Raw genomic sequence first — 14,050 nt, 5'->3', positions numbered from 1 at the left:
TGTTGAGTCACAAATGATTTCCCCTTAAAGGTTCTCAGGAGTGCTACAACTTTTCCCTGCTGTGGTAGTTTTTCAAACTTCATCTTCTCCGCAAATATCATAAAGTCAAGGCACTTTCCGTTCATCCTAAACAATCAGTACCTTTGATTCGTGCAGTTAAAGACAGATTATCCATCAAAAGTGATCATCGCTTGGGGCGAGGCTATCAGCGGAAACAACGAGATCCGCGATTGGCTCATTCGAAGCGGCTACCCTGAATTAGGGTTGTTTTGCTTTGCTCTGAGAAATGAGCAAAGTGCACGCGATTGGCTGCTCCAAAATGGCTTCCCTCACCTAATGGCACTCATCAATGGGTCTGAAGGAAATCCAAATGCTGTATTCTGGCTTCGTAAGAACGACCTCGATATTATGGGGTATATGGCACGGGCTGCAGACAATGATGAAAATGCCGCAATGTGGCTCATTGAGAACGGCTACAGAGAATGGGGTGTTATCGCCGAGAAGATGCGATTAGTGAAGAACCAAATCGAGTTCGATAATAACGACGTCCACAAATTTTCTACTGACTAAGAACGCGAAGGCTTGTATAACAGCCTCGTCAGTTTCTTTTCGTCAAAGACCTCATTCGCTACTTCTAGCAATTGTTCCGCTGAAATTTTTTCGATTGATCGATAAACCTCTTGCAGCGAATCTACGCGATCATACATCAGGAAGCTTTTTCCGAGGGCGATCATCGTTCCTACTCCACTCTCTTGAGCGAGTGCAATCTGTCCGATCAACTGTTGCTTCGCCATATGAAGCTGGGTAGTCCCGAGCGATTTTTCGCGCAGTTTCTTCAGCTCGTTTCGTACAAGTCGTTCAGCTTTTGCAAATAATCGCTCATCTGTGCCCAAGTAGATCTGAACAATCCCAGTATCTGAATAAGGAGAGTAACTTGACTCAATATTGTAAGCAATGCCATGCTTCTCGCGAACCTGCAAGTTCAAGCGGCTATTCATGGCTGGCCCACCTAAGACGTTATTCAATAAGACCAGAGCTGTCTTGTTTTTATGTCCGGCGTGATAACCTTCATTACCCAAGATGTAGTGCATCTGGAAAGTCTCCTTCTGCACTTCCTCTTCTCGAGCTTGATATCCGCTAAACGGCTGACGTGGTTCCTGAGTAATGCGGTCACCCCATGAAGCAAAATGCTTTTCACACATGGCCTTGATTCGCTTCGGTGAACTTGGGCCCACTGAACTGAAAACGATTTGATCACTTCGGTAGCGACGATCAATCATCTCAAAAATGTCTTCCCGCGATAGCGATCTAACGCTATCCTCCGTACCGAGAATGTTCCTTCCGATGGGGTGTCCTTTAAATAAGAGCTCCTCAAAGTCATCGAAGATCATTTCACTTGGGGCATCTAAGTAACTGTTGATCTCATCGATGATCACATCTTTCTCCTTCTCAATTTCTTTGAGCGGAAAAGTGCTTCGGAAGGTAATATCTGCGATCAGCTCAATCGCACGCGAAAGGTGCTTATCAAGGAAACTAGCGTAAACCCAGGTCTCTTCCTTGGTCGTATAAGCATTGATTTCAGCACCTACGCTATCTAATCGACTGAGAATGTGATAGGTTTTACGGCGTTCAGTGCCTTTGAAGAAACAATGTTCAATGAAGTGAGCAAGCCCTTGTTGATTGTCCTTTTCATCACGCGAACCGGCATTCACAATCAAACCACAATGCGCAACTTGGCTTGTCGTCTGTCTATGAATTACTCGGATGCCGTTCGGCAATTGAAAAGTGTGAAAGTCCATGGGCCCGCAAAGATACGCTAAGGAAACCTTTTGACGTGCGAAACGTATTTACGCACGATGCCACACCCTATTAAAAACATCGCCTTCGCTGTTGCCATGCTGATAAGTTTGGCAACAAGCGCACAGTTCTCCAATGTAGCCGCAACCGTTGGCGCTGATATTGCCGGAAACAAAGACGGCGGTGTCAGCATTGTCGACTTCAATAACGACGGCTGTCTCGACATCTTGGTAAATACGAGCAATGGCACTTATCGTACGCGACTGCTTCAAAGTGATTGCAACTACCCTGACCCTTCATTTACTGATGTTACAGCAACATTGGCTCCACACCTTTTGGATGGAACGTTAGAACGTTCATGTGTTTGGGGTGACTACAACAACGATGGTTACCTAGACTTTGCGCGAAATCGAGCATACCACCTTGAAGTGTATTTGAACCAAGGCCCGGGTGGAGATCCGGCATGGAGTTTTGGTGACGGCGATCATGAACCCAACTATGAAATTACCACGCTAACGAATGGTCTGAACTGTGAAGGATTAGCATGGCTCGATTATGAGGGCGACGGTTTCCTTGACCTCATCCTCGAGAATCACAATTATGGAGTAGATATTCTGGAGAACCCTGGCGATTGCACCAGTAACTTCACCCATGTTACACCGAATTCGAGTCCTTTAGGTCTCTACACTTCTGCCACCGACGGTGATTATATGGCTACCGCCGATTACAATGACGACGGTTGGGTAGATCTCTTAGTTCGTAAGAAAGATCAGAACGACCTTCTTCGCAACGATGGAGGAAGCTTCACCGACATCATGAATATTGACGACGCTGATAATGGAAACAAAGGGGCTGTCATCTTTGCCGATTTCGACAACGATGGAGACTTTGATCTGTTCTGGACGGCGAATGGCACCACTCAAATCTGGGAACAAACGTCTACAGGTTCTTTCTCTTCCACAGGGGAACCGGCGACCTCTGCTAGTGTCACATTCGGAACTGGCATTGACGGTTGCGCCGCTGGGGATGTTGACAACGACGGTGACCTCGATCTTTTCGTTGCCGACGATAGCGGCGCGAGCTATCTGTTCACCAACGAATCTACTCCTGGAAACTTCTCATTTACACACAACAACCGATCGATCTATGTCAACGGAGACGCCGAAGGATGTGTATTTGCCGATTACGACGCCGACGGAGACATGGACCTTTATGTCAACCGTTCCGGCGGCAACCAACTATGGAGAAACAGCACCAACAATAGCAACTACCTTTTCATTGAACCACTTCTTGACCTTGGAGGAGGATTTACGCGAGTAGACCACGGAGCAACAGCGGTTCTGAAATCATCAGATGGAACGACCATTGTTGGTGGAATTCGAGACGCACACACTTCGTTCGGACACGGGTGTATGCACGCTTCTTCGATCCATTTCGGCCTTCCAGATGGACCGGACGAGACCTACCAATTGCTCCTGAACTTCACGAACATCGGCGGTGAGCGTGTGCAAGTAGATACACTAATCACACCTTCAGATCTCACAGATCAGACCTTCCGCTACGTACGTGATAGTTTTGGGGTACTCAGCAACATTGGTTGTAATCTACTTCCGGTAGAGTTGAATTATTTCAAGGCCACACCGCAAGACAAGGTCATCGAAGTTGAATGGGCTACCTATACGGAACATGACAATGATTACTTCATCTTGGAACGATCGGCTGATGGATCTCAATGGGAGAAATTAGCTCAAGTAACAGGTGCAGGTACAACACTGACACCTCAGTTCTATCAATTCACCGACCCATTCCCACTTACAGGAATCAACTACTATCGATTGAAGCAAGTAGACTACAATGGCGCTGTGAATGGCCCTTGGTTAACAGCAGCGTCGATGGAGAATGATGCGTTCTCGTTGCGCTTATATCCCAACCCAATTTTGCCAGCACATGACAGCTGGTATATTCAATTGAGTGGGTTGATGGGTGATGCTGAAGTCACACTGATCGGATCAGGCGGAAAGATCATCGAGACCTACGATCTACCTTTTGATCGCACCCATGCGACGCTCGAACTCAACAAACCGAGTGATATCAATCCTGGCGTCTATTTCGTTAAGGTTCGTTCGGGATCACACACGATCACACGAAAACTACTCTTTAGATAGTCTTGCGATTCACCGCTCAAATGGGCATCTTCACGCCATGGAACGTCGAATTTCCAAGGCTCTGATCATTTGTTTTTTTCTTTTGGCTAACGCCGGAACGAGCATCGCTCTTCTAGGTCAATATGCCGCAGGAGACACGATAACCGTTTCCGCCGAAGGCGAGATCACCCCACTCACCATTCAAACAGAGAATGGCCCCTTAGACATTGCCATCAAAGTTGAAGAACCACCTGGAATTCTTGACGAAACCGGAGTCTGGATATTAATCTCGGTGATTGCCGTGGCGATTATTTATTTCGCTTTCCGCTTCTTCTTGAATCGATCAAGAAAGAATGCCGTGCTGGAGGCAAAACTGGCCCACCTTGAACGTTCAGCCCTTCAGGCGCAGATGAACCCGCATTTCATCTTCAATAGCTTGAATTCGATCCAAAGCTACATTGCCAATGAAGAGAATGAGAAGGCGAATCGATTCCTGGCTAAGTTCAGCCGACTTGTTCGTTCAATGCTGAACCACGCACGCTCCCAGAAAATCACTTTGGAGGAAGAAATCGAATCACTCCGCCTCTACATGGAACTGGAGAAAATGCGTTTCAAAGACAAATTTGACTTCGACATTGTGATTGATGAGGATATTGATCCAACAGATATTATCCTTCCTCCACTACTCATTCAACCGTATCTCGAGAATGCGATCATTCACGGACTAGCTCAGACTCGCAGCCAAGGTCAAATCCGTTTGTACTACATCATGGACGGAAAGTACTTGTTAGCTACGGTGACGGATAACGGAATCGGTTACGAAACTTCCAAACGCCTGAAACAACAGCAAGGCGTCAAAACGCTCCATAAGTCAGTTGGGATGACCATCACCCAAAAACGACTTGAAATGTTGGACGAAGGGAACACAGATAAGAAGGTCACAATCCAAGAGGTGAAAGATCGCCAAGGAGAGGTTCTAGGAACTAAAGTGGATGTCAAGATCAGGGTATCCTGAGCCATTTGCGAACTTTTTCTCAACTTAGGACAACCAGAACAACGCCATGATCAAGACTATTATCGTAGACGACGAGGAAGATGCACGCGGAACATTGCGCGCTTTTCTTCGCATGTACTGCCCATCTGTAGAGCTTATTGACGAAGCCTCGGGTGTGCAAGATGGTTACCGAAAGATCATGGCAGGTGAACCCGACCTCGTACTTCTAGACATTCAAATGGAAGACGGAACTGGTTTTGATTTGCTCGAGAAGGTCCGAAACCCAAAGTTTCAAGTCATCTTCTGTACGGCCTTTGATGAATTCGCAATCAAAGCTTTCAAATACAGTGCGATTGACTACTTACTGAAACCTATCGACCCGGATGAACTCATCGAGTCAGTATCGAAAGTGAAGAATTCTCAGGAATCAGGAGAACAACGAATTGACAATCTTCTTGAGTTCAAGAAATCAGGAAAGTCAGATCGAATCACTTTAAGCTCTCAGGAAGGCTTCACGGTGGTGAAACTTGAGAACATCATTCGCCTGGAATCCGATTCGAACTACACCAACTTCTTCTTAACAACTGGGGAACGCATTCTCGTTCCTAAATCCATGAAGGAGTTTGAAGGTATCTTACCTGATGAGCAATTCTTCCGTACCCACCAATCGCATATCGTGAATATGGAGCACGTGAAGAAGTACATGAAAGAAGACGGTGGTTACATTCTTATGGATGACGGCTCTGAGGTACTTGTCGCACGCCGCAGGAAAGAGGAATTCCTTTCCTTCTTGACAGGTCAATAAATAGAGAAAGCGGAGTCATTACCCCGCTTTCACAATAAAGCACCTGTTCGAGCGACTATTTGATCGTCTGCCCTCACTTCGAATATCCACACTTCTTACCTCCCATTTCACGTCATTGAGTATTCGGTTATTCCGAAGACACATTCGTGCTATTCGAATGAGGATTCGGAAAAAGATTAGGAATAAAAAAAGGGAGGCCGAAGCCTCCCTTTACTTGGTTAGTCGAGTCACTGCAACTTAGTTACAGCTATTTGAGCCAAAACTCGATAGGATCTGGAGTAGGTCAGCAATACTGATCTGTCCATCCTGATTCACATCAGAATCACAGTAGCAATCTGCTTCCACTGTCCAACAGAAGGTCTCCTGACAAGTTCCTTCTGGAGAGACTCCAGTGATTGTGAGACATACAGTGTATGTTCCACTTCCCGCGTAAGTATGTGACGGATCGCTCAACGTTGATGTGTTACCATCTCCGAAGTCCCAAGAGTAGCTAGTGATTGTAGTGTAAGTACCAGCAACACTCATGTTGTAGAACTGGTAAGTACAATCATCTTGATCTTGTACAATGAAAACCGGATGCAACTCACATGGCTTCGGACAAGGGTCATCGCATAGCGCATCGAACTCTTGACAAATCGTGTAGTTGATCGAAGGGTCATTACAGCAGTAGATTGTTACGCACACATTGTATACTCCACTCGCTCCGTATGTATGCGTTACTGAAGTCACACCTGAGTAGATCGTTCCATCACCCATATCCCAATCGATACAGAAGTCATTTGGACAAGGTGAAATTGGAAGGAAGAGCTCACCTACCACAGTACACTCATCGTCTCCGTATGACAGTGCGATGTCTGCATTTGCAGGAAGATTGCAGCAATCAACTTCTACTGGAACACACATGGTAATGCGGTTATCAGGTTCGTCACAGCAGTAGAGATCTACACATACTTCGTACATTCCGCTACACTCGTAAGTGTGCTCAGGACATACGTCTACTGGGTAGTCAGCAACCGTTCCATCTCCGAAGTACCATGTTGTGCAGTACTGAGAGAGATCAGTTCCAGCTGGGAATGCTGTTGGATCAATACAGAATCCTACTGAACAATCAGCAGCGTTGTTCACTACTTCAATATCAAACTGATTTGGAAGCTCACAAGGAACCGGACAGTTCGCATCGAACTCTTGACAAATCGTGTAGTTGATTGATGGATCATTACAGCAGTATACGGTCAAGCATACATTGTACACTCCACTCGCTCCGTACGTGTGCGTTACAGATGGAATACCTGGGTAAACCGTTCCGTCGCCCATATCCCATGTGAAGCAGAAATCATTCGGACATGGAGTGAATGGTAAGAACATCTCTGTTACCACAGTACAATCATCTTGTCCGTATGTCAAAGCAATGTCTACGTTCGTAGGGAGCGTGCAGCAGTCTACTGTTACGATCTGGCATGACGTTACACGTACATCTGGATCATCACAGCAGTAGATATCTACACATACTTCGTACTCTCCGCTACACTCGTAAGTGTGTACTGGACAGAATGCGAATGGGTAGTCAGCAACTGTTCCATCGCCAAAGCTCCAAGTTGTGCAGTAGTCATCTGGATTTGCTCCTGGAGGCAACATCGTTGCTGGAATACAGAATCCAAGTTCACATGAGGCATTTGTTGGATCAGTGAATACATCGAAATCAAACTGATTCGGAAGTTCACACGGTTCCGGACAAAGTGCGTCAAACTCGTAGCAAATTGTGTAGTTGATTGAAGGATCAAGACAACAGAAGATCGTCAAACAAACATTGTAAACTCCGCTTGAAGCATATGTGTGACTTACACCGGCAACGTTTGAGTACACCGTTCCGTCACCCATATCCCATGACCAGCAGAGGTCTTCTGGACAAGGAACATCTGGAAGGATGATATCGGTTACAACAGTACATTCATCTTGACCGTATGTCAATGCGAAGTCAGCGTTCGTTGGCAGGTTACAGCAGTTGACCTCAACAGGAATACACATTGTGATTCGTGTATCTGGATCATCACAACAATAGAGGTCAACACATACATCATACACCCCGCTACACTCGTAGAAGTGTTGTGGACATACATCAACTGGGTAATCTTCAACTGTTCCGTCACCGAAGCTCCATGTAGTGCAGTAAAGGGATAGATCAGTTCCTGCAGGGAATACAGATGGGTCAATGCAGAATCCAACTGAACAATCGTTTGGATTCGACACTACATCGATTCCGAACTGATTTGGCAATTCACAAGGAACCGGACAGTTCGCATCAAACTGCTGACAAATCGTATAGTTAATCGAAGGATCGGAGCAACAGAATACAGTCAAACAGATCGTGTACACTCCGCTTGCAGGGTAAGTGTGTGTCACACCAGCTACCCCTGGGTAAACTGTTCCATCACCCATATCCCATGAGAAACAGAAGTCATTCGGACAAGGAACATCCGGCATGATCATATCTGTGATCACAGTACATTCATCTTGACCGTAAGTCAACGCAAAGTCTACATTTGAAGGAAGCGTACAGCAGTTCACTTCTACCTCGTGACAAACAGTGGTGCTGATGTTCGGATCTTCGCAACAGTACACCGTCAGACATACTTCGTACACACCGCTGCACTGGAAACAGTGAATCGGACACTGGTTTGGATCAGTGAAAGTGGTACCATCACCGAAGTCCCATTCAACACAATATAGATCAGGGTCTATAATTGGACAGTTAAATCCAATGGAACAACCGTCAGGACAGAATGGATCAATTCCAGTTGGTCCCCAAGAGAAATCGATATCTGAAGCCGGAAGCGGTTCACATGTGCAACAATCAGCTACGAAATCGAAGCATACTGTTGCTGCATTCGCAGGATCTTCATCACAACAGAACATCTGAAGACATACGCCATACGAACCATCGCAATCAATCAACGGAATCGTGTACGTTCCTCCGGCTGTACCATCTTCCCAAACCCAACAGTATTCGTTAGGACTCGCTGGCATCCCATTATGGGTAGCAGTAATGATAATCTGATCACCGTCACACTCCCATGAAATTCCAGGAACTGGATCATCACAGCAGTCAACGACAACATCCTGACATACATCAACCGCTGTTGAAGGATCGTCACAACACCAAACTTTCAAGCAAGCAGTGTAAACACCGTCAGCTGCATAAGTGTGTGTTGGGTTGATCGCATTGCTAACGTTGCCGTCACCAAAGTTCCATTCGAAACAAACGTCAGCCGAAAGGGCCACACCGTTGTTTACACCGAAGAATCGGAATGTATCGCAATCCTCTTGTGCTACATCAATCACAGGATCGAGTGTACAAGGGTCACCGAAGTTATCAGGACAAGGTCCAAACTGGTGGTTACCAGGTTGCTCAGGAATTGAAATTGGGAATCCCTGAAGAGAAAGAGGCTCAGTCTCAATAACTGGGTTATCGAACCACTGTACCGAAGCAGTCACGAATCCAAGCGGAGCAGATGAACATGGGTTCACCCCGTTCAAATCAGTTTCGATGAACTCAAGCTCGTATGGACCACCAACAGCTAGGCCTCGGTATGCCGTAAGTTGGTATCCGTTTCCAAATACTGATGGCATATCCATTTCAGGATGGTAGATCCGCGGTTGTTGGCCTGCGCTGAATGAATCGTAGATATCATTCGCAATATTGAACCCAGGAGACGGAACCAAGTACATCTGATCCCAGATAATTGGGTTACCTCCACCTGCAATAATAGAACCAGGCAACTTTGGCATCTCCATTTGGAATGGAACAGAACCTGACTGAGTCACTCCTGTGTTGTTTCCATTCTCATCAACTTCCCGCCAAGTATGCTCACGCATGTAACCTGCAATAATTAGGTTGTTTGGATCAGCCAATGATTCCTGAATACGGAACCCTTGGATATTGGCGTATCCGAAGTTGCTGAACAAACGCCATGAGTTGAAGACATCGCGCACACCCGTATTCACATCGAATTTATTTACTCCGAAGTGATGGATGATAGACAAGTTCGCAAGCTGGTAAACCTGCTCTGTTTGTTGGTCGTAGTATGCCGATGCACCTACTTGGTAATGTCCAGAACCAGAGTTATCAGCCCAAGACGTCTCCCAAGAGAGGTTATTCCCATAATCAACCTGCGCAGCAAGTACAAGCTGATCACCGTAAGTGGCATTTGATGAACCACTCACAAAGAATCCTTTCCCGGGAGTTTCAATGACATTCGAACACATGTCGTAGTCATTGTTTCCTGAAACAGACTCGAAGAATCGCGCCCACGAGAAATTCAAGCCCGCATCTATACGCAGTAGCAAACCTGATTTCGGCATGCTGAGTTGGTTTCCACCAACCCAACCTGCAGCAATAAATCCACCACCTGTCGCATCACCTTGAACTCGATTCACATGGAGCAGTCGCGAACCTGAACCATACATCGGATCCAAGTAAGTCTGAGTGTTAACTACTGCTCCAGCAAGATCGATTTCCATCGCCAATGCTGTTTCGATAGTGTTTTGGGTTGTTAATCCGACGATCAAGTAGCTATTATCAATACCGATAATATCAAACGCTCGGTCGTCTTCAGGAGTAATGTAAACCTGCTCCCAGACAATTGCACCCGTTGGATCAATTTCGATCACGTGGATGTCAAGTCCTGCAGCGGTTTCAATAGTGCCCGCCATTACTGTATTACCAGTAACTGAGAGTGACGGAGTTGGAGAGTAATGGTCATGATTCGAACCGTTGAAATATGTGTTCTGAACCTGACCCTGGATTGTGAATGTGCAACACCATAAAGTGAGTACTGCAATCAATCCTCGAAAAAGTTTGTTGGAGAACATAGCTTTTGGGATTAGTTAATAGAAATGGTTGGTTGTTGAGTCGAAGGTGCAGCGAATCAGTAGTTTATACCCAGGCCGATAAGCAAACGGAAGTTTCAGATGAGAATTCGGTTAACCCAGATTAGAATTCGGACAAACAGCTGTTTTACAGTGTTTTAGACAAAAAAAAGAAAACCGCCCGAAGGCGGCTTAGAGAGAGTTAGATGAGATAGGTATCGCTATGCGATTAGTTGAGTAGTTAGACTAAGTAGTTGTTGTGTGTTCGTGTATTAACCGTATCAAAGATAGAGCGCACTTCCACCCCATTTTAGTCCATTGATTAACCGGTCGACTTCAATGAGTAATCGGTAATGCCTCTGATAATTCGGGAAGCCTTGCCGCTCACATAAGCACATTTCCACTCATAATTCACTGTGATGAACGGTATACCAATCCCGAAGAAAGTACGCCGTTGATATAAGTCTCCTCCCACCTCTTCTGTGGGGAATGTAATTTCAGAATGCAAAAGGTTTCAACTCGGTGCCTCAGAAGGTTTAGGGGTTTGGGGCACCCCCGGAGAAGTCCGGAATCGAAAGACAACGGTCTTTCTCATGTCTACACTATAAGGAGCGGCGGAAGCCGCTTCTTGTCTTTTAGAAGATCAGCAGTACCCCGATGAATATCAATGCTCCTACTCCCATCATCAGCAAGGTGTAAGGAAGGATATCTTTCGCCTTCAACCCAGTAATTCCAAGTAGCGGCAAGGCCCAGAAGGGCTGAAGCATATTGGTGATCTGATCACCATAAGCCAAGGCCATAATCCCCTTCGCTAACGGAATACCCAATTCCATTGAGCTCTGCACAATGATCGCTCCTTGCACGGCCCACTGTCCACCTCCCGAGGGAACAAAGACATTGACAATTCCTGCAGATATGAAAGTGAAGATTGGATAGGTTAATTCAGAACTATTCGCCACAATCAAATTCGAGAAGTCGGTGATCAAACCTGATCCCGTGATGAGTCCCATGATTCCGAAGTAAAGTGGAAACTGAATCAGAATCCCTGAAGCACCTCCAATGGCTGCATTGGTTGCGGTTAGAAATCGACGTATCGTTCCGTGGGCAATAAGGCTAGCGCCGAATAGCGTCAGGTTGATCCAGTTTGGATTAATCCAGGAGAATGAAAGTAGGTCAGGATGATTGGCAGCTTTCCATATCGCCATGAACAGAAACACCGCTCCGAAAAAAATCGCCGGCCATTTCATTACATCGAGACGCTCAGCTCCTGTGACCTCTTCATCTTGTTCCATCAGCGACTCACCCGTATCAATTCTAACCTTGGCTCCTTTGCTGCGCTTGGCTACAAACCACAGCGTGGCTGGAACAATAGTCAAGAGCAATAAACTCGCCGTAAGATTCATGCCTGAAAACATGGTCACAGCCGGTTCCACAGAACTCGGTAAGAGAGCTAGTTGATCTTCGGGAAGGATACCTCCCATCAAACTAGCGAGATGCCCTTCTTCTGCTACCTTGATCAAAGATGAGCCGGAGAGTCCTCCGTGCCACACCATCAAAGCCGCATAACCTGCAGCCCCGATCAATGGATAATTAAAATCGATGCCCTTTCGTGAAGCTTGCTCCCCTACTTTCCGAGCCAGGATAGCTCCAAAGATGAGTCCGAAGCCCCAATTGAAGAAGCCTACTAACATCGTAGCAAAGCACACAAAGAAGGCGGCGCGCGACGTCGAAGAACTAATGCGTGTGCTCAATAAGGCAATCACCTTTTCCGCCGCAGGCGATAATGCCAAGACATGCCCAAGGACGAGCATCAGCATCATTTGAAACGCAAAGACCAGTAGACCTGGATTCCAGAGTCCCGTCTCCCATTTATCCAATAACCATAGGCTTCGCTCGCCAAAGGCCATTTCACTACCGGTAGAAAATACCGCAACAAAAAAAGCCAGCACAGTTAACACCAAGGCAATGGTGAACGGTGCTGGCAAGAAGCTCCGAAAAACTTTAATGAATTTGTCTGCGAATTGCGACATCAGCGCAGTTCAGATCAGAATGGAAGATCGTCTTCCTCAGCGCTACCTAGGTCAATATCTGTTGGCGCAGGTGCCGCTGGAGGTGGAGGTGTTGATTGCCCTGATGCAGCAGCTTCTTGAGGAGCAGCAGCTCCAGCTCCGGCAGCAGCAGGATCAACACGCCAAGCATTCAGATTCACGAAGTACTTCCCGTTCCATTCACTTCCACGGATATCGAACTTCACGTTCAACACATCTCCAACATTGTACTGCTCAATCATTGACGTCTTGTCTTTGATCAGCTCAAACTTGATGTCTTGTGGGTACTGCTCTTCAGTAGTCACCACAAATTCACGCTTTGTAAAGCCCGAATTGAAGGTCTGTGTATCAAATATCTTGGTGAGTTTTCCTCGTAGTTCGTATGACATGATGATCGTATTTATCCCAAAGGGAGAGTTAAGTTATCCATTATTAAAAGACAGCAGTGTCATCCACGCTGCATCTACATCCCCAGCATCCAATTGCTCGGCAGCCAGTTGATGAAGTCGTTGTTCAAGCGTCGCAGCATCATCTTCAAATTCCATGAAGAGATCAGCAAGCTCAACTAATTTATGTTCGTTTACATCGGTTTCATTCGGCAGCTCTTCCACATTTCCGAGTTGCCCGAGGTGATTTCCGGTCAACACTTTGCTCAAGCGTATGTCTTCTGGAATCTGGTCAACCCCCATACCCATGCGCGCAATCGGTTTTGCTACTTCGAACAATGCCTTTGCTGATCGCGTATAATAGTTCCCACCACAACGTCCAACAAGGTCCAATTTCTTCGGATCAATTTTCCCGTTTTCATCTAGGATATCGTCACTCACGTGAATGCGTGTGATTTCACAAATCACCAAGTTCCCCGCACCACCGTTTGCGCCAAGCTCCTTTACTTCCATCACCTTGCACTCAAATTGCACTGGACTTTCGCTAACGCGGAATGGCTTCACCGTATCAGAAGCAACGGGTGTCAATCCAGATTTCACAAATTCATCGACCCCCTCAGCGTAGTCAGTGGAAGCAAGCGACATCTGTTGTACGATATCGTAGCTCACCATATTGACAACTACCTCAGGTACCTTCTTCACATTCTCATAGGTGTGCTTGGTCGTGTTATCTCTACCACGACGCGCCGGAGAAAAGATCAATACCGGTGGATTCGCCGAAAAGACATTGAAGTAACTGAAAGGAGCCAAATTTGGTCGTCCCTCTTCATCCATTGTACTCGCAAATGCAATCGGACGAGGAGCTACTCCACTCAGCAAATAGCCGTGCAATTCACCTGCGGAAATTGATGTTGGATCAATACTTTTCATGGGGTCAAGAAATTCAGCCAAAGGTACGAGATGCGTCATGAAATGACCTCATCCGTCGATGTTCTTTTATATCTGTTGAC

Annotated in this window: 9 protein-coding genes; 4 read left to right on the top strand and 5 right to left on the bottom strand. The window is 46.3% G+C overall.

What is annotated here, in order from left to right:
• Positions 1 to 150: 150 nt before the first annotated feature.
• Positions 151 to 570 (top strand): hypothetical protein, encoded by a 420-nt coding sequence (locus RA156_RS01685; protein ID WP_306642271.1) that lies wholly within the window; start codon positions 151 to 153, stop codon positions 568 to 570.
• Here the strand turns inward: RA156_RS01685 and RA156_RS01680 are convergent.
• Entirely contained in the window at positions 567 to 1,799 is a 1,233-nt protein-coding gene (locus RA156_RS01680) for a M16 family metallopeptidase (RefSeq protein WP_306642269.1), read from the bottom strand. The two genes, RA156_RS01685 and RA156_RS01680, sit on opposite strands and share 4 nt — an antisense overlap.
• A gap of 57 nt (positions 1,800 to 1,856) precedes the next feature.
• On the opposite strand from RA156_RS01680, the gene RA156_RS01675 reads away from it, so the two are divergent.
• The 3 genes from RA156_RS01675 to RA156_RS01665 are packed head-to-tail and all read left to right on the top strand — an operon-like array spanning position 1,857 to position 5,740.
• Positions 1,857 to 3,962, top strand: coding sequence for a T9SS type A sorting domain-containing protein (locus tag RA156_RS01675; protein ID WP_306642267.1), 2,106 nt, complete (start codon positions 1,857 to 1,859; stop codon positions 3,960 to 3,962).
• Positions 3,963 to 3,999: 37 nt separating this feature from the next.
• Positions 4,000 to 4,956, top strand: coding sequence for a sensor histidine kinase (locus RA156_RS01670; RefSeq protein ID WP_306642265.1), 957 nt, complete (start codon positions 4,000 to 4,002; stop codon positions 4,954 to 4,956).
• A gap of 46 nt (positions 4,957 to 5,002) precedes the next feature.
• Positions 5,003 to 5,740, top strand: coding sequence for a LytR/AlgR family response regulator transcription factor (locus tag RA156_RS01665; protein WP_306642263.1), 738 nt, complete (start codon positions 5,003 to 5,005; stop codon positions 5,738 to 5,740).
• A gap of 237 nt (positions 5,741 to 5,977) precedes the next feature.
• Here RA156_RS01665 and RA156_RS01660 read toward each other — a convergent pair whose 3' ends face one another.
• The 4 genes from RA156_RS01660 to RA156_RS01645 form a co-directional block, all read right to left on the bottom strand.
• The gene (locus tag RA156_RS01660; protein WP_306642261.1) at positions 5,978 to 10,609 is read right to left on the bottom strand and encodes a PKD domain-containing protein; all 4,632 of its coding nucleotides are present in this window, start codon (positions 10,607 to 10,609) and stop codon (positions 5,978 to 5,980) included.
• A 632-nt stretch (positions 10,610 to 11,241) separates the two neighbouring features.
• Positions 11,242 to 12,636: a TIGR00366 family protein gene (locus RA156_RS01655; protein WP_306642259.1), complete on the bottom strand. Its 1,395-nt coding sequence runs from the start codon at positions 12,634 to 12,636 to the stop codon at positions 11,242 to 11,244.
• A 14-nt stretch (positions 12,637 to 12,650) separates the two neighbouring features.
• Positions 12,651 to 13,043, bottom strand: coding sequence for a DUF3127 domain-containing protein (locus RA156_RS01650; RefSeq protein ID WP_306642257.1), 393 nt, complete (start codon positions 13,041 to 13,043; stop codon positions 12,651 to 12,653).
• Between the two features lie 33 nt (positions 13,044 to 13,076).
• A complete protein-coding gene (locus RA156_RS01645) occupies positions 13,077 to 13,970 on the bottom strand; it encodes a flavin reductase family protein (RefSeq protein WP_306642256.1) in 894 nt (297 codons plus the stop codon).
• Positions 13,971 to 14,050: the final 80 nt, after the last annotated feature.

This window comes from Sanyastnella coralliicola (assembly GCF_030845195.1).
Taxonomy (GTDB): Bacteria; Bacteroidota; Bacteroidia; order Flavobacteriales_D; family Sanyastnellaceae; genus Sanyastnella; species Sanyastnella coralliicola.
Note: the sequence above shows the minus strand (reverse complement) of the source record. Positions and strands in the feature narration are given on the sequence as shown.